Genomic DNA, 21,576 nt, shown 5'->3' on the forward strand with positions numbered 1-21,576 from the left:
GTCACTTTGAGTGCCCACACAGATTGTCTGATAAATTGTTAAAGAGCAGCTGCAACGCGGCTTTCAGCTCACCGTTGCGAGGTCCCGTATAATACGTTTTCCTCATGCAGAGTCAAGCGCTTATTTTGCTTTTCTCTGTCGGTTTTCAGCGTTGAACTTCATCACCGAAACCCTGCTGACCCGGCGGCTTGCTTGCCGTTGTTCCGTGTCAGTGGAGGCGCATTATAGGGAGTTCTGAGACGTTGACAAGCCCTGTTTTCAAAAAATTATTCAACCGTCTCTTTTTTGTGCAAAACGCCCTTAAAGCGGTAATTTTTCCAGCGTTGGGAAACCATAGCGATGCAGAACGGGTAAAAGTTGTTCTGTTTCTGCCGTCAGCGCCATGCAGAATGCTTTATTCTCGTCACTGGACTTCGCATCCGGCGCTTCATGCTCTAACAGCCAGGCGGTGCGGCGGGCAATCGCCGCGCCAGAATCGATAAGCCGCGTGCCCTCCGGCAGAACGCGCTGCAGCTCCTCCTGTAAAAGAGGAAAGTGGGTGCAGCCCAGCACCACCGTATCCGGCGGCTCCTGCATCCGCAGCCACGGGCGCAGGATACGGCGCAGCTCTTCTAACGGCACAGGCTCGCCATGCAGCTTCGCTTCCGCCAGCTCCACCAGCTCCGCCGACCCCAGCATCTCAATCCGACATTCATTGGCAAAGCGGTCAATCAGCTCACGGGTATAAGGACGCTTAACGGTACCGCGCGTCGCCAGCAGGCCAACAATACCGTTCGCCGTTAAGCGGGCGGCGGGCTTGATCGCCGGCACCACGCCAACGACGGGGAAAGCGAACTTTTCACGCAGGGCAGGCAGTGAGACGGTACTGGCGGTGTTACAGGCGATGACGGCCAGCGCCAGTGGATAGCGTTGCTGAACGGCAGTCACGATTTCCACAACGCGCTCAACGATAAACTCCTCGCTCTTCTCACCGTACGGGAAAGCGACGTTATCAAAAGCATAGATGTAATGCAGATTCGGCAGCAGCTGCCGAATCTCATTATAAACCGACAACCCACCGACGCCGGAATCAAACACCAGCACGGTGGGACGTGGATCAGAAGGTGTAGCTGCCAGACAAGGTGTATTCCCGTCCTGCAGATTGGTAGCCATAAACTGTCTCGTAATCTTTATCGAACAGATTGGCTATTTTACCACGAACTGTCAGGTGTGAGGTGACGGGATACGATAAACCGACATCCCAGAGGCTCAGACCGCCCATTTTGACATCGCGCCCATTGTCGTAGTCATCATCGTAACGCTTGCCGAGGTACTGATACATCACGTTCCAGTCAAGATCGTAGATCTGTCCGGTCAGTTCATACTTCACTTGTTGCTTCGCGCGGCGATAGAGTACCTTGCCAGTATCATCATCACGCGGATCGACATACTGCAACGTCAGATGATGCTCCACCGGGCCAGTCGTCACGTTCCCCGTCCACTCCAGACCTTTAATCGTGGCTGACTTCACGTTGATATATTGATTGTTTTTATAGTCGATCAGGTTTTGAATCTCATAATGATATGCTGAGATTCGCCAATCCAGCGGCCCCGTTAGCCCGTCAATTCCGGCTTCCCACTGTTTAGATTCTTCCGGCTTCAGGTTTGGGTTGGAAGCAATGCCAGGCCCATAAAACGAAGCAAAACGCGTCGCGCCATATTGCTGACCCAGTGACGGCGCCAGGAATCCGGTACCGTAAGAGAGCGTAGCCCGGTAGCCATCAATAAACTCCCAGCCTGCCGCAGTCTGCCAAGTACCGTGCCATCCGAACTGCTCGTCATGATCCTCACGTCCGGATGCTTCCAGGGTCACACTGTCAATCTGCTGCTGCCCGGTCAGGTAAAGACCGGTGGTATCGCGTTTGTAGGCATCAGACAATGTTGTGCTACTGGAGGTGAGCTTTTCTTGCTTCCAGTCGACGCCGCCACTAATCGCCCCGTGCCCAACCTCAATGTTATTACCCCACTGGATATAGCGCTGTTCCATATCATCCAGGGTGGTGCCCGCGGCATAGCGGCCAGCGTCGCTGCTGTAGTTGTAATCTTTGATGCGCTGATAGTTAGCAATCAGCTGGGAGGAATAGATACCGGAGCTGTAACGCAGACCCGTGTCCCAGGACTGCGTGTAATTCTGTCGTTCATCATTGCCGCCAACATAGCCATACGAGCCCTGATCGTAGTCAGTATTGGCTGTGTAACCATAGCCCCGGAAGAAACCAGAGAAGTTATCGTCAAACTTATGTTGCACACCGCCCAGGAAAAGCTTGTTACGATAGCCATCACGATCGCTGTCGCCGCTGTACGGCGAATTCGGCTGGACGTTAAAACCTTTTGTGGTCTGATAAGCACCAGCTGCAGTCACTACGGTATCGCCAAAACGTTTATTAATGGCGCCGTCATAAGTCTGATAACCGTTACTCCCCATTCCGACGTTAACCTGTGAACGGTCTGAATCGGTCATGGTGATAATGTTCACCACCCCACCGATCGCTCCGGAGCCGTAGACTGCGGAGCGCGGGCCACGGATGTATTCCACCCGCTGGACCAGCGAGATAGGGATCTGACTGATATCTACGCCATTGGAGATCCCCGGACGCGCCATCGGCACACCGTCGATCAGCACCAGCACGTGACGAGCCTCCGTCCCCCGAACATACAGCGAAGCGCTCTGCCCCATGCCGCCGTTGCGGGCAATATCGACCCCAGGAAGACGACGCATGACATCGTTTAAATCTTTGGACTGCCAGCGGTCGATATCATCGCGCGTCACAATGTCGGTCGGCGCCAGCACGGTATTGACCGGCTGTTGAAAACGGTTTGCTGTCACCACTAACGTATCTGAATTGCTATCCTGCGCCCAGCCGGAAAATGCCGTGACGGATAAAGCCGTCATCAGCGAAGCTTTTTTAATCATTGTAAAAGCATCCGAAACAGAAAAAGGATGCCGCTGGTTTTATCAGTTGCTCGCGACGATAAAACCCAGTGCGACGTATTCCGGCAGGTCTTCGGGCTTGGAGGCTGTTTCAAGAAATAATGACTTCCCACGGCTAGCCGCAGTGTCTGCACCGAGTGCGCTCATTTCTCACCTTCCTTACCGCTGCGCGTCAGCCCCAGATTTCCACTGGGTTCCCTTTTAACTCACAGGACCGGTAGGCGAATGCTACAATTAGAATCATATAGATGTCCAGACTGCTAATTATATTTCCCGCCACATTCGAAGCTGGACATCCCCAGCGCTTTCCCTACAATCCCCGCGTACTTATTTTATTCAGGATGCATCATGACCCCCGAACACCTTCCTACCGAACAATACGAAGCGCAGCTGGCAGAAAAAGTCGTCCGTTTGCAAACCATGATGGCGCCTTTTGCCGCGCCGGTTCCGGAAGTGTTTCGTTCGCCGGTCAGCCACTACCGGATGCGCGCCGAGTTCCGTCTGTGGCACGATGGCGACGATCTGTACCATATTATTTTCGATCAGCAGACCCGGTCGCGGATTCGCGTTGACAGCTTTCCGGCCGCCAGCGCGCTTATCAATCAGCTGATGACCGCCATGCTGGAGGGCGTGCGCAACAATCCCGTGCTGCGCCATAAGCTGTTCCAGATTGACTATCTGACCACCCTCAGCAACCAGGCGGTCGTTTCGCTGCTGTATCATAAAAAACTCGATGATACCTGGCGTGAGCAAGCGGAGGCGCTGCGTGACGCCCTGCGAGCCCAGGGACTCAATGTGCATCTGATTGGACGGGCGACCAAAACCAAAATCGAGCTCGATCAGGACTATATAGATGAACGTCTGCCAGTTGGCGGGCGAGAGATGATCTACCGTCAGGTGGAAAACAGCTTTACCCAGCCGAACGCGGCCATGAACATTCAGATGCTGGAGTGGGCGCTGGATGTCACCAAAGGGGCGACCGGTGACCTGCTGGAATTGTACTGCGGCAACGGTAACTTCTCGCTGGCGCTGGCGCGTAATTTTGATCGCGTGCTGGCCACCGAAATCGCCAAACCGTCGGTGGCTGCGGCGCAGTACAACATCGCCGCTAACCATATCGACAACGTGCAGATTATCCGCATGGCGGCGGAAGAGTTTACTCAGGCGATGAATGGCGTGCGGGAGTTCAACCGTCTGCAGGGTATCGATCTGCAGAGCTATCAGTGCGAGACCATTTTCGTCGATCCGCCGCGCAGCGGACTGGACAGCGAAACGGAAAAAATGGTGCAGGCCTATCCGCGCATTCTGTACATTTCGTGCAACCCGGAAACGCTGTGCCGCAATCTGGAGACGTTAAGCCAGACGCACAACGTCACCCGGCTGGCGCTGTTCGACCAGTTCCCGTACACCCATCATATGGAATGCGGCGTTCTGCTGACCCGGAAATAGGCCCAAAAAAACCGGCAATGTCATATTGCCGGTTTTTTTTACACCACTGGCGGCTTACTCGGCTGCCGTATTTTTGCGGTTACGCATCTTGTAGCCGATCCAGAAGACCATCGCGACGGACAGAACGGCCGGGAAGAAGTTAGAGCCGATATCCGGGTACTCCGCACGCACGACGGTGCTGTACAACAGTACCCCGAGAATAAAAAAGGCGGCGGCCAGGCCCGGAAGCCCAACGGGCATACTGCGATTCTGATAGCGCTGATGCAGACAGTAGACCGTCAGCAGCAGGGATAAAATCGGGAAGACGGAAAACGGAACTATCGAACTGAACAGCGCCGCAAAGGCGCCATTAATGGATAACCCGGCAATCAGCGCCAGCAGCAGCGTACCTTTATCTTGAACTGAGTGTTTCATTGCTCGTCCTTCACGTTATTCGGAATGATGTGACATTTTTTCTTGTTCACGGCGATACCAGTAATACGCGCCTTTCGAGATCATTCTGAGCTGCAGCACCAACCGTTCTTCCAGCTGCCGGCGCTGTTCAGGGCCGACATCCAGCGCTTCCGCGCCAGCGCTAAAGACGATGGTGACCATAGCTTCAGCCTGCGCTTCGGTGAAGGCGCGCGGCATATGGTTTTCGAGTTCTAAATAGTCGGCGAGTTCCGCGATAAAGTGCTGGATCTCGCGCGCGACGGCGGCGCGAAACGCCGCAGAGGTTCCCGAGCGCTCTCGCAACAGCAAGCGGAAGGCGTTCGGGTTGTTACCGATAAACTCCATAAAGGTGGAGACCGAGGTACGGATCACGCTGCCGCCTTTAGCAATTCTCTGGCGCGCCTGGCGCATCAGTTGGCGCAGCATCAGTCCGCTCTCATCGACCATCGTCAGGCCTAACTCATCGACATCGCGAAAATGACGATAAAAGGACGTCGGCGCGATCCCAGCTTCCCGCGCCACTTCGCGCAAGCTCAGGCTGGCGAAACTCCGCTCAGCGCTAAGTTGGCTGAATGCTGCTTCCACCAGCGAACGGCGGGTTTTTTCTTTTTGTTGTGCTCTTACGCCCATCACGATGTATGAATCCTTCCAATAGCCCTGCTGGCACTATACCAGAGATTAAAACTAATCGGTTTGCACTGGATTGTGAATGATTGTTTACGAGCCGTTTCTGCTTTTATGCCGCAAAAAAGCACAACGATAATTGGGTTAAAGCGCAGCGAATGTTATCATCGTGTTTATTTTATGTATAAAACAGGTGAGTAATGCCATGTCACACTCTTGGGATTATGATGCAATAGTGATTGGTTCCGGTCCTGGCGGCGAAGGCGCCGCAATGGGACTGGTGAAACAGGGAGTACGCGTTGCCGTCATTGAGCGCTACCATAATGTCGGCGGCGGTTGCACCCACTGGGGCACCATCCCGTCGAAAGCCCTCCGCCATGCCGTCAGCCGTATTATCGAGTTTAACCAAAACCCCCTCTACAGCGACCACTCCCGCCTTCTTCGCTCTTCTTTCGCCGACATCCTCAACCATGCCGACAGCGTCATCAACCAGCAGACTCATATGCGCCAGGGATTCTATGAGCGCAACCACTGTGAAATTCTGCAGGGCAATGCGCACTTCGTTGATGAACATACTCTGGCGCTGGAATGCCATGACGGCACGGTCGAGACGGTGACTGCGGAGAAATTCGTTATCGCCTGCGGGTCACGTCCCTACCATCCGGCCGATGTCGATTTCCACCACCCGCGCATCTATGACAGCGATTCGATTCTCAGCCTGCAGCATGAGCCGCGCCACGTGATCATTTACGGCGCCGGGGTGATCGGTTGCGAATACGCCTCGATCTTCCGCGGCATGGAGGTGAAGGTCGATCTGATCAACACCCGCGATCGTCTGCTGGCCTTCCTCGATCAGGAGATGTCAGACTCGCTCTCTTATCACTTCTGGAACAGCGGCGTGGTCATTCGCCACAATGAGGAGTATGAGAAAATTGAGGGGGTGGATGACGGCGTGATCATGCACCTGAAGTCCGGCAAAAAGCTGAAGGCCGATTGCCTGCTGTACGCCAACGGCCGCACCGGCAATACCGACACCCTGGCGCTGGAAAACATCGGTCTGCAGACTGACAGCCGCGGCCAGCTGAAGGTCAACAGCATGTACCAGACCGCCCTCCCGCACGTCTATGCGGTTGGCGATGTCATCGGCTATCCAAGTCTGGCTTCTGCCGCCTACGATCAAGGGCGCATTGCCGCCCAGGCGCTGGTGAAAGGCGAAGCCTCGGCGCATCTGATTGAAGATATCCCAACCGGGATCTACACCATTCCGGAAATCAGCTCCGTCGGGAAAACCGAGCAGCAACTGACGGCGATGAAAGTGCCGTATGAGGTGGGTCGCGCCCAGTTTAAACACCTGGCGCGGGCGCAAATCGTTGGCATGAGCGTGGGAACCCTGAAGATCCTGTTCCATCGGGAGACCAAGGAGATCCTCGGCATTCACTGCTTTGGCGAACGCGCAGCCGAAATCATTCACATCGGCCAGGCGATCATGGAGCAGAAAGGTGGTGGTAACACCATTGAGTACTTCGTCAACACCACCTTTAACTACCCGACCATGGCGGAAGCGTATCGGGTTGCCGCGCTGAACGGCTTAAACCGCCTGTTTTAACGCCTTGTCGAAATGGCCATCCATCGTACCGCGGATGGCCTCCGCCAGATGTTCATAGCGGCTGCGCAGCGGGGAGCCGGGACGGTAAACCAGGCCGATGGTTCGTCTTGGCTCTGGCTTAATGCACGGCAGATAGACCACGCCATCGCGTTTTCTTTCCTGCGGTACCGCCAGCGCAGGCAGCAAGGTAATGCCGCTGCCTGCCGCCACCATATTGCGTAGCGTTTCCAGACTGGTCGCCCGGAAGTGGGTATCTTCATCCGCTCCCGCTTCAAAGCAAAAGCCCATCGCCTGATCGCGCAGACAGTGGCCATCCTCCAGCATCAGCAGCTTTTCACCAGCCAGATCCGACATCGGCACGCGGTCGCGGTTCGCCCACGGGTGATCCTCATAGATAGCCAGCATCATCGGCTCATCAAACAGCGGCACCTCGATAAAGGCCTCGCTCTCTTTGACCAGCGCCAGAATGGCGCAGTCGAGCTTACCGCTGTCGAGCTGGGCCAGCAGCTGATGGGTCTGCGCTTCGTGCAGGTACATTTCCAGCTTCGGAAAGGTTTGGTGCAGCATCGGAATGATCTGCGGCAGCAGATACGGGCCAATTGTCGGGATCAAGCCGATGTGCAGCGGCCCGGACATGGTTTCCCCTTGTTGGCTTGCCATCTCCTTGAGCACTTTTACTTCGCGTAACACGGTACGCGCCTGATCCACCAGCAACAGCCCCGCCTGGGTAAACAGAACCTTACGGCTGGTGCGCTCCAGCAGCATGACGCCAAGTTCATCCTCGAGCTTGCGGATCTGTCCGCTGAGCGTCGGTTGGCTCACGTGGCATGAGTCAGCCGCCCGCCGGAAGTGGCGGTGTTCGGCGAGCGCTACCAGGTATTCAAGATCGCGAATATTCATTATTCATCCTCCATCGCCACGATAGTCCATGGCGATAGATAGCATAGCAACGAACGATTATCCCTATCAAGCTTTCTGTTCAATAATACGCCCATAGAGACGGTATACCTGTGAAAATCATTGGCCCGTCACACTGTTTCTCTACCCGAACAACTAAAGCCAACGTGAACTTTTGCGGACCTTGTGTCCGCTTTTTTTTTGCATAAAAAACCCGGCGTCATCAGGCTCGGCCGGGTTCAGAGAGGCGGATGCCAGAGAATTAGCTCAGGCGCGCTTTTGCGTCGCTGATAGCCTGCGCCACCTGCTGCGGCGAAACGCCGCCTTTCGCTGCGCGTTTATCGAGGCAGGACTGCAGAGACAGAATCGGATAAACATCGTCTGCGATGACCGGACTGAATTTCTGCAGATCGACCAGGGGCAGCGCTTCCAGCTGTTTCCCTTGCGCAATGGCTTCGACTACCGCCTCACCAACAATATGGTGCGCTTCACGGAACGGAACGCCTTTCGCCACCAGATAATCTGCCAGTTCTGTGGCGTTGGCATAGCCCTGCTGCGCCGCTTCCGCACAGCGCGGGCGCTTCACCTGGATGCCATCCAGCACCAGGGTCGCCATATGCAGACAGTCGAGCCAGGTATCCAGAGCGTCGAAAAGCCCCTCTTTATCTTCCTGCATGTCTTTGTTGTAGGCCAGCGGCAGGCCTTTCAGCGTCATCATCATGCCGGTCAACGCGCCCTGCACGCGGCCGCATTTACCACGAATTAATTCCAGCGCGTCCGGGTTTTTCTTCTGCGGCATCAGCGAGGAGCCGGAGGTCACGCGATCAGAAAGTTCGACGAAGTTCGCCTCGCCGGAGTTAAAGAAAATCAGATCTTCAGCAAAGCGCGACAGATGCACCATGCCGATAGACGCATCGGAAAGCAGCTCCAGAACATGGTCGCGATCGGAAACGCTGTCGAGGCTGTTGCGGGTGGCAGAGGCAAAGCCCAGCCAGCCGGCCAGCTGCTCGCGGTCGATTTCATACGCCGTCCCCGCCAGCGCGCCGCAGCCCAGCGGGCTAACGTCGAGGCGCTTCAGCGCGTCCTGCAGGCGGCTTTCGTCACGCGCCAGCATTTCAACATAGGCCAGACACCAGTGTGCGAACGTCACTGGCTGGGCACGCTGCAGGTGAGTGTACCCCGGCATCACCGCGTCCTGGTTATGCTGGGCTGTCTCCACCAGCGCGCTCTGCAGCTGGCGGTTCGCCGACAGCAGTTCGACAACGGTATCTTTGCACCATAGTTTAAGATCGGTGGCGACCTGGTCGTTACGGCTGCGCCCGGTGTGCAGTTTCTTGCCCAACTGGCCCACTTTATCGATCAGCTTGCCTTCCACCCAGCTGTGAATATCTTCGGCATCGCTGGCGAGGATTTGCTGCGGATTGGCGCGCACCTCTTCCAGCAGCACGTTCAGCGCTTCTTCCAGCTGCTGCTGTTCAGCGGCACTCAGAACGCCGACCGTTACCAGCGCTTTCGACCAGGCGACAGAGCCAACGATATCCTGCTCCGCCAGACGATAGTCGAAGCGCAACGAGTCGTTGAACTGTTTGAACCGTTGATCTGCTGCCTGTGTAAAACGCCCGCCCCAAAGTGCCATAACATGCTTCCTTTATTCGTTAGTTCTGCCGGCGGCATTGTGCCGCCCGGCCTACAGTCTGTAAGCCCGGCAGACGACGCGCCGCCGGGCATGAAATCTTAAGCCAGAATACGTGTGCCGATCGGCGTGCCGTTAAATAACGCTGGCAGCTGCTCGGCGTGACGCCAGGAGGCGATATCCACCGGACGGCCCAGGGCACGTGCGGCGTCAAGGGCCGCATTCACTTTAACAATCATGCCGTCAGTGATAATGCCCTGCTCGATCAGCTGCTCCGCTTTCTCGGCGGTCATCTCGGCAATGCGCTGTCCTTTACCGTCGAGGATACCGCTGACATCAGACAGCAGGATCAGATCCGCCCCCAGGGTGGCCGCCAGCGCTGTCGCCGCCTGGTCAGCATTGACGTTCATCAGCTGGCCTTCATCAGTCACCCCGATAGAGCTCACCACCGGCAGGTAACCGCCCGCCAGCAGGGTGTTGATCAGCGCCGGGGAGCCCGGCTGCGCCAGCCCGACATGGCCCAGCTCGGCATCCAGTTGCGTGACCTTCACGCTATCGCCATCGCCGAGGAACAGGCCTACCGAGGAAATACCATGTTTTTTCGCCCATGCCAGCAGCGTTTTGTTGGCGGTTCCCGCCAGCGCGCCGGTAATGATGTCAATCTGATCGGCAGGCGTAACCCGCAGGCCATTTTTCTTTTTCACTGGCAGATTAAGCTGCTTCATCAGCTCATCCACCACGCAGCCGCCGCCATGGACGATAATCAGCGGGCGCTGGTGCGCTTCACGGTAGTTAACCAGCGCGGTAAACAGGCGCTCCAGCGCCTCTTCGCTATCGAGTAATACGCCGCCGAGTTTGATAATTAATGGGTTCATCATCACACCTTAAATAAGAGACTGCGTCTCAGCGAAGCCGAAACGAATATTCGCGCACTGCACTGCCTGCGCTGCGGCGCCTTTCAGCAGGTTATCTTCAACCGCGACGACGATGAGATGGTCGTCCTGCACGGCAAAACCGATATCACAGAATGGCAGACCCTCGACGCTTTTCAATGCGGGTACGCCTTTATCATATAAACGTACCAGCGGTTTATCGGCGTAAGCTTTCTGGTAAACCGCTGCGATCTGCGCGTGGCCAACGCCCGGCTTCAGGCGGCAGGTAATGGTTTCAAGGATGCCGCGCTTAAAATTACCCAGGTGCGGGGTAAAAATCACCTTTGCCCCGAGGTGGCTGGCAATCTCCGGCTGATGGCGATGGTTAAATATGCCGTATGGCTGCAGGCTCACTTCACAGAAGCTATTGCCGATCGCGGCTTTACGACCCGCGCCGCTCACCCCGCTGGTGGCGTTGATCACCGGCCACTGGTTCAGATCCAGCAGATTGGCCTCAATCAGCGGCTTCAGCGACAGCTGCGCCGCCGTCGGATAGCAGCCAGGCACCGCGATTAACTGCGCTTCTTTAAGCGCATCCGCGCTCCACTCCGCCAGACCATACACCGCCTGTTTGAGCAGGTCGGGATGTTGATGAGTGAAACCGTAATATTTTTCGTAGAACGCCCCATCGTTAACGCGGAAGGCACCGGAAAGATCGAACACCACGCAGCCGGCGGCAAGGAACTGCGGCGCCAGGTCGTGACTCACTTCGTGCGCGGTGGCGAGAAACACCACGTCCACGCCAGCGCTGAATTCGCTGATATCGGACATCGGCTGCAGCGGCATATCGACAATGCCTTTGAGCTGCGGATGCAGGTCGGAAATTAATTTTCCCGCATCATTGCTTTGCGCGGAGACCGTCAAAGCGGTTATGTTCATATGCGGATGACGATTGATATAGGTCACCAGCTCTGCGCCGGCATAACCACTGGCACCCACAATCAGCGTATTTAACATTGGAAGCGCATCTCCTTACATTCGATGGGTTTTCTTACGCTCAACGATACTGTATTTTTATTCACAATAAATGCATGAATATTGATACTATCACGACCCAAGGTGTGTCAACAATGAAAAACAATTTACCGCCCTTTATCGAGATTTACCGCGCGTTGATCGCCACACCGTCCATCAGCGCGACCGAAGAGGCTCTCGATCAAAGCAATGAGTCTTTAATCAATTTGCTGGCAGGCTGGTTCCGCGATCTCGGCTTCAATGTTGAGATACAGCCGGTGCCGGATACGCGCCATAAATTCAACCTGCTGGCCAGCACCGGACACGGCGCCGGCGGCCTGCTGCTCGCCGGGCATACCGATACCGTGCCATTCGATGATGGCCGCTGGACGCGGGATCCGTTCACCCTCACCGAACACGATAACAAGCTCTACGGCCTCGGCACGGCTGACATGAAAGGCTTCTTCGCCTTTATTCTCGACGCCCTGCGCGATGTCGACGTCACCACGCTGAAAAAACCGCTGTATATTCTGGCCACCGCCGACGAAGAGACCAGCATGGCCGGCGCGCGCTATTTTGCCGAAACCACCCAGCTGCGCCCGGACTGCGCCATCATCGGCGAGCCCACCTCCCTGCAGCCGATCCGCGCCCACAAAGGACATATGTCCAACGCGATCCGTATTCAGGGCCAGTCCGGCCACTCCAGCGATCCGGCACGCGGAGTTAACGCGATTGAGCTTATGCACGACGCCATCGGCCGCATTATGCAGCTGCGCGATCTGCTAAAAGAGCGCTACCACTTCGAGGCGTTCACGGTCCCTTACCCAACCCTCAACCTGGGCGCTATCCATGGCGGCGATGCCTCAAACCGCATCTGCGCCTGCTGTGAACTGCATATGGATATCCGCCCGCTGCCGGGGATGACCCTCAACGATCTTAATGGTCTGTTGGGCGAGGCGCTGGCGCCCGTCAGTGAGCGCTGGCCGGGCCGCCTGACGGTCTCAGAGCTGCACCCGCCGATCCCCGGCTACGAATGCCCGCCGGACCATAAGCTGGTACAGGTGGTTGAGAAACTGCTCGGCGCGCAGACCGACGTGGTGAACTACTGCACCGAAGCGCCGTTTATCCAGACGCTATGTCCGACGCTGGTTCTTGGCCCAGGCTCCATCAACCAGGCCCATCAGCCTGACGAGTATCTGGAGACGCGCTTTATCAAGCCGACCCGGGAGCTGATTAGCCAGGTCGTCCACCACTTCTGCTGGCACTAAAATCGCCCTCTTTTTCCGCCCCGTTCTCCCGGGGCGGAACGGTGACGATCGTCACATTTCCATAAGCGATGCTTATCCAGCGCCCCCTGAATTAAATTTCGCAAATTACGGCGATTTACTCGTTTGCTGAAGCGATTTCGCAGTAATTGACGTGGGGGTATTTACGTGGCTTTATAAAAGACGGGTTGCTTATCCGTTGCTCACGTTCCAGCGCAGCGGATATAACAAAATAAAATGAGATGGGGTGTCTGGGGTAACATGAACGAACAATATTCCGCATTGCGTAGTAATGTCAGTATGCTCGGCAAGGTGCTGGGCGATACCATCAAGGATGCATTGGGAGAAAATATTCTTGATCGTGTCGAAACTATCCGTAAGTTGTCCAAATCTTCACGCGCCGGCAACGAAGCTAACCGCCAGGAGCTGCTGACCACGCTGCAGAATTTGTCTAACGACGAACTGCTGCCGGTTGCCCGTGCCTTCAGCCAGTTTCTGAATCTGGCGAACACCGCTGAGCAGTACCACAGCATTTCGCCGAATGGCGAAGCGGCCAGCAATCCGGAAGTCATTGCGCGTACCCTGAGAAAGCTCAAAGACCAACCCAATCTCAACGAAGACACCATCAAAAAAGCGGTGGAATCTCTGTCTCTGGAGCTGGTATTAACCGCCCACCCGACCGAGATCACCCGCCGGACGCTGATCCATAAAATGGTGGAAGTGAACAGCTGCCTCAAGCAACTGGACAATAAAGACATCGCCGACTACGAACACCATCAGCTGATGCGCCGTCTGCGCCAGCTGATCGCCCAGTCCTGGCATACTGACGAGATCCGTAAATACCGCCCGTCTCCGGTCGACGAAGCCAAATGGGGCTTCGCGGTGGTGGAAAATAGCCTGTGGGAAGGGGTGCCTAACTATCTGCGCGAGCTGAACGAACAGCTGGAAGCCAACCTTGGCTATCAGCTGCCGGTGGACTTCGTCCCGGTGCGTTTCACCTCGTGGATGGGCGGCGACCGCGACGGCAACCCGAACGTGACCGCTGACATCACCCGCCACGTGCTGCTGCTCAGCCGCTGGAAAGCCACCGATCTGTTCCTCAAAGACGTGCAGGTGCTGATCTCCGAGCTGTCGATGGTGGAGTGTACCGACGAACTTCGCGCGCTGGCTGGCGCCGAGGGTGCTCAGGAACCGTACCGTTATCTGATGAAGAAACTGCGCACTCAGCTGATGGAGACCCAGGCCTGGCTGGAAGCGCGCCTGAAAGGTCAGAAGCTGCCGAAACCGGCAGGACTGATCACTCAGAACGAGCAGCTGTGGGAGCCGCTGTACGCCTGCTATAAATCGCTGCAGGCCTGCGGCATGGGCATTATCGCCAACGGCGAACTGCTCGACACCCTGCGCCGCGTGAAGTCTTTCGGCGTACCGCTGGTGCGTATTGATATCCGTCAGGAAAGCACTCGCCATACCGAAGCGCTGGGCGAAATGACCCGTTACCTCGGGATCGGCGATTACGAAAGCTGGTCAGAAGCCGACAAACAGGCTTTCCTGATCCGCGAACTGAACTCCAAACGTCCGCTGCTGCCGCGTCAGTGGGAGCCAAGCGAAGAGACGCGCGAAGTCCTCGATACCTGCAAAGTGATCGCCGAGGCGCCGCGCGGATCGATCGCCGCCTACGTGATCTCGATGGCCAAAACGCCGTCCGACGTGCTGGCGGTTCATCTGCTGCTGAAAGAGGCCGGGATTGGTTTTGCTCTGCCGGTGGCCCCGCTGTTCGAAACGCTGGACGACCTGAACAACGCCAACGATGTCATGACTCAGCTGCTGAATATCGACTGGTACCGCGGCTTTATCCAGGGCAAGCAGATGGTCATGATTGGCTATTCTGACTCCGCCAAAGATGCTGGCGTGATGGCCGCCTCCTGGGCGCAGTACCAGGCGCAGGACGCGCTGATCAAAACCTGTGAGAAAGCCGGTATCGAACTGACGCTGTTCCACGGACGCGGCGGTTCCATCGGCCGCGGCGGCGCGCCAGCCCACGCGGCGCTGCTCTCGCAGCCGCCGGGAAGCCTGAAAGGCGGCCTGCGCGTCACAGAGCAGGGCGAGATGATCCGCTTTAAGTACGGCCTGCCGGAAGTGACCATCAGCAGTCTGTCGCTATATACCAGCGCCATTCTGGAAGCCAACCTGCTGCCGCCGCCGGAACCGAAAGCCGAATGGCGCGACATCATGGCTGAGCTGTCCGACGTCTCCTGCAAGATGTATCGCGGCTACGTACGTGAAAACAAAGATTTCGTGCCTTACTTCCGCTCTGCGACTCCGGAGCAGGAGCTGGGCAAACTGCCACTGGGTTCGCGTCCGGCAAAACGTCGCCCGACCGGCGGCGTCGAGTCGCTGCGCGCCATTCCGTGGATCTTCGCCTGGACCCAGAACCGCCTGATGCTACCGGCCTGGCTGGGCGCTGGCGCCGCGCTGCAGAAGGTGGTCGAAGGTGGAAAACAGAGTGAACTGGAAGCGATGTGTCGCGACTGGCCGTTCTTCTCCACCCGCCTTGGCATGCTGGAGATGGTTTACTCGAAGGCCGACCTGTGGCTGGCGGAGTACTACGATCAGCGCCTGGTGAAGCCGGAGCTGTGGGCGCTGGGTACCGAGCTGCGTAAGCTGCTGGCTGCCGACATCAACGTCGTGTTGGCCATCGCCAATGACTCCCATCTGATGGCCGACCTGCCGTGGATCGCCGAGTCTATCCAGCTGCGTAATATCTATACCGACCCGCTGAACGTCCTGCAGGCGGAACTGCTGCACCGTTCACGCCAGGCCGAAGAAGCAGGCAAGGACCCGGATCCGCGCGTTGAACAAGCGCTGATGGTCACCATCGCCGGCGTTGCCGCCGGTATGCGTAACACCGGCTAATCGAAGCCTCTCTCCCCCGGCCGCCCGGTCGGGGGATTTTCACCTGTTCTAGTGGTGCAGCATCTCATCAACGATCTGCTCTTTATGCAGCGCATATGGATAATAGGTCGGCCAGTTATCCATCTCTTTCAGCAACACCTCCTGTGATTCATTGCCCATGAAAATATGGAAATGCTGCGATTTACGCGGGCCAATAATATGGTCGCTGAACTGCACAAATTTCGGCGCGTTGGCATCGCCCTGCTGGCACTCAAACAGGTAACGTACGCCCTTCTTGCCGGAGGCGTAATGCAGAATTTTGTAGCCTGAATAGCGGTATTTGCAGCTGTTGACGGTCTCGCCAACGTGGAACTCAATCACATCATTTTCAATGCCAATCTGCTCCACATCGGTGGCGTAGCCCTTCTTATAATAAGCGCGATACTCCTCGACGCTCTTGCCGCCGGGCTTTTTCGCCTTCTGCTCCAGCACCGGATCGAGGTCGCCATTGAGCAGATACGGGTTTACCGACTGCCAGACGCCCTCCCAGTCGCTCAGCGCGCGGTCCTGCACATTTTTATCGGCAAAAATGCCTTCGCTGGCCTGACGCTCGATGTCGGTTAACGCCGGGCCATGGTTATGATTGCCGTGGGCAAACGCCTGGGCGCTGGCTAACGCCATGCCGAATCCAAAGGCCAGCAGGGGGATCTTTCTGGTCATTACTCTCTCCTGAGTTTGCTATCAATGGCGACAAATTGTTACGATATAACATATCTTATCTGAGAAGCAAGCGTGACTGGCAAGCGCTTTTACCGCTGGAAAAATGTCCGGTATGATGAAAGAGGTGATGCGCTGAACGGAAGAATGATGGACAACGATATCAATCAACTTATTGATTCATTCCTAAAAAAGCAGAATGGTATCGGCCGGGTCTATTTTGCCGGCGAGATGCGCTCGCCTGCTGAGCCGGTAGTGCAGGTTGATTTTCCCCGTCTGAACATCATCCTCAATGGGCAGTTGCCCGACCGGGCACTCGGCAAAAACGCCAGCCCTCTTGAGGCGAACGACGTGCTCTATATCCCTGGCGATAGCTGGAACTGCCCCCAGTGGCAGGCGCCCTGCCTGCTGTTAAGTCTCCTGTTCGATAAGCAGCGGCTGGAGTGCTCGCTGCAGCACTGGAATGGCAAGGCGATAACCGTTGTCGAAAAGCGGCAGGCGCTGCGCCGCGGGCCGCGCGTCGGTTCATTTCTGCTGCAGGCGCTCAATGAGCTCCGGATGCAGCCGCAGGAGCAGCGAACCGCCCGCAGCATTGTCGTCAGCCTGCTCAGCCACTGCCATGACCTTCTCGGCAGCCAGGCGCAAACCTCCTCGCGCAGCCAGGCGCTGTTTGAGGCGATCCGCCAGTACATGGACGCCCATTATGCAGAGCCGCTGAGCCGGGAATCGGTGGCCCAGGCGTTCTATCTCTCCCCCAACTATCTTTCTCACCTGTTCCAGAAATGCGGGCCAATGGGCTTCAATGAATATCTGAACCATATTCGTCTTGAACAGGCCCGTATGCTGCTGAAGGGCCACGATATGAAAGTGAAAGATATCGCCCACGCCTGCGGCTTCGCCGACAGCAATTATTTCTGCCGCCTGTTTCGCAAAACCACCGAGCGCTCGCCGTCTGAATACCGCCGTCAGTATCATAGCCAGTTAACGGAAATATCTTCTCCGGCCAAAAACTAGATTTTTGTGTGTTAAACCTGACTTTTGTGCGCGCTTTTATTGCTGCCCAACCCCACCATCGCCGATAAATGTGATCTAAATCATCCTTAATCGTGATGCGTACATTTATCCAGTTTTTGGCAAATTTGTCATCTGGCGGTCCTTCGAACGAAAGCCGTATGCTTACCTCAACGACAATATCGAATTAAGCATTGAGGAAAACACGATGGAACTCTATCTGGATACCGCCAACGTCGCCGAAGTGGAACGCCTGGCCCGTATTTACCCGCTGGCCGGGGTAACCACCAACCCGAGCATTATCGCCGCCGGTAAAACCCCGGTATGGGACGTGCTCCCACGCCTGCAGAAAGCCATCGGTCCGGAGGGCACCCTCTTCGCGCAGACCATGAGCCGCGATGCGCTGGGCATGGTGGAAGAAGCTAAACGCCTGAGCAACGCCGTGCCGGGCATCGTGGTCAAAATCCCGGTGACCGCCGAAGGCCTCGCCGCTATCAAAATGCTGAAGAAGGAAGGCATCCCGACTCTTGGCACCGCCGTCTACAGCGCTTCGCAAGGCCTGCTGGCCGCACTGGCCGGCGCAAAGTACGTCGCGCCTTACGTTAACCGCGTTGACGCCCAGGGCGGGGACGGCATCCGCATGGTGCAGGAGCTGCAATCACTGCTGGAAATGCATGCGCCCGAGAGCAAAGTGCTGGCGGCGAGCTTCAAAACGCCCCGTCAGGCGCTGGATTGCCTGCTGGCCGGTTGCGAAGCCATCACCCTTCCATTAGATGTAGCGCAACAAATGCTCGGCACCCCTGCGGTAGAGTCAGCCATAGAGAAGTTTGAACAGGACTGGAATAACGCCTTTGGCACGCTGAACCTGTAACCGGACCTGCGAGTCGCCTGCGGGCGGCAGCACGGTCATCGAGGAGGAATCGAAATGGATCGCATTATTCAATCACCAGGCAAATACATTCAGGGCGCAGGCGCCATCAAGCGCCTCGGCGACTATCTGAAGCCGCTGGCCGAACGCTGGCTGGTAGTCGGCGATAAGTTCGTACTGGGGTTTGCGGAAGAGATGCTGCGTAAAAGCCTGGCCGACGCTGGCCTGGCGGCCGAAATCGCGCCGTTTGGCGGTGAGTGTTCGCATAATGAAATCAATCGCCTGCGCGATATCGCCGGCAGCGCGAAGTGCACCGCCGTGCTGGGGATCGGCGGTGGTAAAACGCTGGATACCGCAAAAGCATTGGCTCACTTTATGAATGTGCCGGTGGCGATCGCCCCCACCATCGCCTCCACCGATGCGCCGTGTAGTGCGCTGTCGGTGATTTACACCGACGAAGGGGAGTTCGACAGCTACCTGATGCTGCCGCACAACCCCAACATGGTCATTGTCGATACGCAGATTGTTGCCGGTGCACCGGCCCGCCTGCTGGCTGCCGGGATTGGCGATGCGCTGGCCACCTGGTTCGAAGCCCGCGCCTGCTCCCGTAGCGGCGCCACCACCATGGCGGGCGGGAAATGCACTCAGGCGGCGCTGGCGCTGGCCGAGCTGTGTTACAACACCTTACTCGAAGAGGGTGAAAAAGCGATGCTGGCCGCCGAACAGCACGTGGTCACCCCGGCGCTGGAGCGAGTGGTGGAAGCCAACACCTACCTGAGCGGCGTGGGTTTCGAAAGCGGCGGCCTGGCGGCGGCGCACGCGATTCATAACGGCATGACGGCCATCCCTGACGCCCACCACTATTATCACGGGGAAAAAGTGGCGTTCGGTACCCTGACGCAGCTGGTGCTGGAAAATGCGCCGGTGGACGAAATAGAGACCGTCGCCGCGCTGTGCCACAGCGTTGGGCTGCCGATCACCCTGGCGCAGCTGGATATCAAAGGTGATATCCCGACCAAAATGCGCCTGGTGGCGGAAGCCGCCTGCGCTGAAGGCGAAACCATTCATAATATGCCGGGCGGCGTCGATTCAGACCAGGTCTACGCCGCGCTGTTGGTGGCCGACCAATACGGCCAGCGCTTCCTGCAGGAATGGGAATAAACCAGAGCAAAACACCCGGCATCAGCCGGGTGTTTTTTTATATTTATCTGCCGGACGCGTCGTCCACAGGCTGCGCGAAACGGCAAGCACTCAGGCCGGACGCACGCCCAGCGTATGGCAGATGGCGTAGCTCATCTCGGCGCGGTTCAGGGTATAGAAGTGGAAGTCTTTTACCCCTTCCCGGCTTAAAATCTTCACCATGTCCATGGCGATATTCGCCCCCACCAGCTGACGGGTTTCGGCGTCGTTATCCAGCCCTTCGAACATTTTCGACATCCACACCGGGATACGGACGTTGGTCATATCCGCAAACTTTTTCGCCTGTTTAAAGTTGGAGACCGGCAGGATACCCGGAATGATTTCCACGTCGATGCCCGCCGAGACGCAGCGATCGCGAAAACGCAGGTAGCTTTCCACATCGAAGAAGAACTGGGTGATCGCGCGGTTGGCGCCCGCCTCGACTTTACGCTTCAGGTTCAGCAAATCCGCCTGTGCGCTTTTCGCTTCCGGATGCACTTCAGGATACGCGGCGACAGAGATATCAAAATCGCCCACCTCTTTCAGCAGCGTCACCAGATCGGCGGCATACATATCCGGTTTACCGCTGCCCGGCGGCAGGTCGCCGCGCAGGGCGACGATATGGCGAATACCGTTGTTCCAGTAATCCTGAGCGATAGTACGCAGCTCATCACGAGTGGCATCGATACAGGTCAGGTGCGGCGCGGCTTCCAGACCAGTTCGCTCTTTAATGCCTTTGATGATGCTGTGCGTGCGATCGCGCTCGCCAGAGTTCGCGCCATAGGTTACCGAAACAAACTTCGGTTTCAGACTGCTCAGGCGATCGATGGATTTCCACAGGGTTTGCTCCATTTCACTGGTGCGCGGCGGAAAGAATTCAAAAGACACATTAATCTGGCCCTGGACTTCCGCCAGGCTCTGATTCAGGGCTTCCCGCTGATTGGCGTGAAAAAAGCTCATACCTTACCTCATCAATCGCATGTAATGGCTGTTATATTGCGAACTTCTATACGTTTAGACGTCCAGATGTAAAAATGACGGAAAAGCGCGCGGGCGTCAATAGAAAAATCTGCGTAAAGAGTGAGGAATAAGCCTCAAAAATGAAAAAATTCATCTTCCGCCGCTTTGCCAGCCGAAAGAGCTCGCTCTGCAGTCAATATGGGGTAGCACAATGTTCAGCCTGAGACTAGCGAGTCGTCAGGTGATCATCCAGCAGTGAGAGCCATTGCTGCACGGATTCCGCATGGTGAGGCGCATAGACTACCCCAAGGCTTAACGGCATGTTGTCGCCTTCAGCGACAGGACAGAACACCACCCCCTGACGCTGGATCGCGGAAAAGGACGCCGGCAGGAGGATCATGCCTTCCCCACGCGCAATACGCGCCAGCAGCACATCATGTTCGGCAGGCTCTTCCACGTAAGCGGGGGTATAGCCAGCCCGGTCAAAAATACGTCGCGTGTAGTCAAAGAAATCGGGATTGCGCTCGCGTTTAAACCAGAACAGCGGCCGATGATTGAGCGCGCGTAGCGTTAACGCTGGTCTGGCGGCTTCCGGCCAGGAGGCAGGCAATGCCGCGATGAGCGGCTCCTGATACGGCAAAGGATGTAGGTGCAGCCCTTCGGTATTCAGCGGCAGCGCGACCAGCGCCGCATCGAGTTTGCCTTTGCGTACCTGCTGAGCCAGCGCCGGTGAGGCGTGGCGGGTAATATGCAACGCGCGGGTATGATCGCTCAGCGCAGATTCAACGGCGGCGAAAATGCCCTGTTCGAAGGCCGTCGTCACGCCCAGACGCAGAGACGGCGGCGAGTGGGCGGCGAGCTCACTCAATGCCGCCAGCGTGCGTTCCTGGAGCGTCAGCAGAGGTTGAATCATCTCCAGCACCTCTCTACCCGCGTCGGTCAGGATCAAGCCTTTGCTGTGGCGCTGAAACAGCGTCACCCCCAGCTGCGCTTCCAGATGGCGGATATGGCAGGTCAGCGGCGGCTGCGAGATAAATAACCGCTGCGCCGCCCGGCTGATGTTATTTTCCTCCGCCACCACGGCAAAGGCGCGCAGCAGGCGAATATCCAGGGAATGTAATCGCGAAGTTGTCATACTGAAAAGGTATCACGAAAAGGGTATTACTCAAGTCCGGCACACTTCCCT

General features: G+C 56.8%; 18 protein-coding genes and 1 riboswitch. Of the genes, 7 read left to right on the forward strand and 11 right to left on the reverse strand.

Annotation, left to right across the window (positions count from 1 at the left end):
* Positions 1-300: 300 nt before the first annotated feature.
* Both murI and btuB read right to left on the reverse strand, forming a co-directional pair.
* Complete coding sequence (gene murI / locus AS136_RS22920) at positions 301-1,152, reverse strand: glutamate racemase (RefSeq protein ID WP_008807849.1); 852 nt, start codon at positions 1,150-1,152, stop codon at positions 301-303.
* The gene (btuB, locus tag AS136_RS22925) at positions 1,097-2,953 is read right to left on the reverse strand and encodes a TonB-dependent vitamin B12 receptor BtuB (RefSeq protein ID WP_004187300.1); all 1,857 of its coding nucleotides are present in this window, start codon (positions 2,951-2,953) and stop codon (positions 1,097-1,099) included. Before btuB ends, murI begins: the two co-directional genes overlap by 56 nt.
* A 65-nt stretch (positions 2,954-3,018) precedes the next feature.
* A riboswitch (cobalamin riboswitch) is annotated at positions 3,019-3,205 on the reverse strand.
* A gap of 114 nt (positions 3,206-3,319) precedes the next feature.
* On the opposite strand from btuB, the gene trmA reads away from it, so the two are divergent.
* Positions 3,320-4,420, forward strand: a complete 1,101-nt coding sequence (gene trmA / locus AS136_RS22930; protein WP_049008664.1) for a tRNA (uridine(54)-C5)-methyltransferase TrmA — start codon at positions 3,320-3,322, stop codon at positions 4,418-4,420.
* 54 nt (positions 4,421-4,474) lie between these two features.
* On the opposite strand, the gene AS136_RS22935 is transcribed toward trmA, so the two are convergent.
* On the reverse strand, positions 4,475-4,834 hold the full coding sequence (locus AS136_RS22935; RefSeq protein ID WP_004203691.1) for a YijD family membrane protein: 360 nt from the start codon (positions 4,832-4,834) through the stop codon (positions 4,475-4,477).
* A gap of 15 nt (positions 4,835-4,849) precedes the next feature.
* Positions 4,850-5,485: an HTH-type transcriptional repressor FabR gene (fabR, locus tag AS136_RS22940; protein WP_004151856.1), complete on the reverse strand. Its 636-nt coding sequence runs from the start codon at positions 5,483-5,485 to the stop codon at positions 4,850-4,852.
* Positions 5,486-5,681: 196 nt separating this feature from the next.
* Between fabR and sthA the strand changes: the two genes are divergently transcribed.
* Positions 5,682-7,082: a Si-specific NAD(P)(+) transhydrogenase gene (sthA, locus tag AS136_RS22945; protein ID WP_032731557.1), complete on the forward strand. Its 1,401-nt coding sequence runs from the start codon at positions 5,682-5,684 to the stop codon at positions 7,080-7,082.
* Here the strand turns inward: sthA and oxyR are convergent.
* From oxyR to argC, 4 genes are all read right to left on the reverse strand, one after another.
* Positions 7,065-7,982: a DNA-binding transcriptional regulator OxyR gene (gene oxyR, locus AS136_RS22950; RefSeq protein WP_008807853.1), complete on the reverse strand. Its 918-nt coding sequence runs from the start codon at positions 7,980-7,982 to the stop codon at positions 7,065-7,067. The two genes, sthA and oxyR, sit on opposite strands and share 18 nt — an antisense overlap.
* Before the next feature lie 259 nt (positions 7,983-8,241).
* Positions 8,242-9,615 (reverse strand): argininosuccinate lyase, encoded by a 1,374-nt coding sequence (argH, locus tag AS136_RS22955; protein ID WP_063267037.1) that lies wholly within the window; start codon positions 9,613-9,615, stop codon positions 8,242-8,244.
* Positions 9,616-9,713: 98 nt separating this feature from the next.
* Positions 9,714-10,490 carry an acetylglutamate kinase gene (argB, locus tag AS136_RS22960; protein ID WP_086070891.1) on the reverse strand — a complete coding sequence of 259 codons (777 nt, stop codon included), beginning with the start codon at positions 10,488-10,490 and terminating at the stop codon, positions 9,714-9,716.
* Positions 10,491-10,496: 6 nt separating this feature from the next.
* Positions 10,497-11,501: an N-acetyl-gamma-glutamyl-phosphate reductase gene (gene argC / locus AS136_RS22965; RefSeq protein ID WP_038421955.1), complete on the reverse strand. Its 1,005-nt coding sequence runs from the start codon at positions 11,499-11,501 to the stop codon at positions 10,497-10,499.
* A gap of 113 nt (positions 11,502-11,614) precedes the next feature.
* Between argC and argE the strand changes: the two genes are divergently transcribed.
* Entirely contained in the window at positions 11,615-12,766 is a 1,152-nt protein-coding gene (gene argE, locus AS136_RS22970) for an acetylornithine deacetylase (protein WP_012969211.1), read from the forward strand.
* A 258-nt stretch (positions 12,767-13,024) separates the two neighbouring features.
* Positions 13,025-15,676 carry a phosphoenolpyruvate carboxylase gene (gene ppc / locus AS136_RS22975; RefSeq protein WP_008807858.1) on the forward strand — a complete coding sequence of 884 codons (2,652 nt, stop codon included), beginning with the start codon at positions 13,025-13,027 and terminating at the stop codon, positions 15,674-15,676.
* 48 nt (positions 15,677-15,724) lie between these two features.
* Here ppc and zinT read toward each other — a convergent pair whose 3' ends face one another.
* A complete protein-coding gene (gene zinT, locus AS136_RS22980) occupies positions 15,725-16,375 on the reverse strand; it encodes a metal-binding protein ZinT (protein WP_032736929.1) in 651 nt (216 codons plus the stop codon).
* Positions 16,376-16,447: 72 nt separating this feature from the next.
* On the opposite strand from zinT, the gene AS136_RS22985 reads away from it, so the two are divergent.
* From AS136_RS22985 to gldA, 3 genes are all read left to right on the forward strand, one after another.
* The gene (locus AS136_RS22985) at positions 16,448-17,386 is read left to right on the forward strand and encodes an AraC family transcriptional regulator (protein ID WP_227538963.1); all 939 of its coding nucleotides are present in this window, start codon (positions 16,448-16,450) and stop codon (positions 17,384-17,386) included.
* Positions 17,387-17,591: 205 nt separating this feature from the next.
* A complete protein-coding gene (fsa, locus tag AS136_RS22990) occupies positions 17,592-18,254 on the forward strand; it encodes a fructose-6-phosphate aldolase (RefSeq protein ID WP_012543262.1) in 663 nt (220 codons plus the stop codon).
* Positions 18,255-18,308: 54 nt separating this feature from the next.
* A complete protein-coding gene (gene gldA, locus AS136_RS22995) occupies positions 18,309-19,412 on the forward strand; it encodes a bifunctional L-1,2-propanediol dehydrogenase/glycerol dehydrogenase (RefSeq protein WP_016162055.1) in 1,104 nt (367 codons plus the stop codon).
* 90 nt (positions 19,413-19,502) lie between these two features.
* On the opposite strand, the gene metF is transcribed toward gldA, so the two are convergent.
* Positions 19,503-20,390, reverse strand: a complete 888-nt coding sequence (gene metF / locus AS136_RS23000; protein ID WP_008807863.1) for a methylenetetrahydrofolate reductase — start codon at positions 20,388-20,390, stop codon at positions 19,503-19,505.
* Positions 20,391-20,616: 226 nt separating this feature from the next.
* Positions 20,617-21,525, reverse strand: coding sequence for a LysR family transcriptional regulator (locus AS136_RS23005; RefSeq protein WP_063267038.1), 909 nt, complete (start codon positions 21,523-21,525; stop codon positions 20,617-20,619).
* Positions 21,526-21,576: the final 51 nt, after the last annotated feature.

Source organism: Klebsiella sp. D5A, assembly GCF_001620885.1.
Lineage (GTDB): Bacteria > Pseudomonadota > Gammaproteobacteria > Enterobacterales > Enterobacteriaceae > Klebsiella > Klebsiella variicola.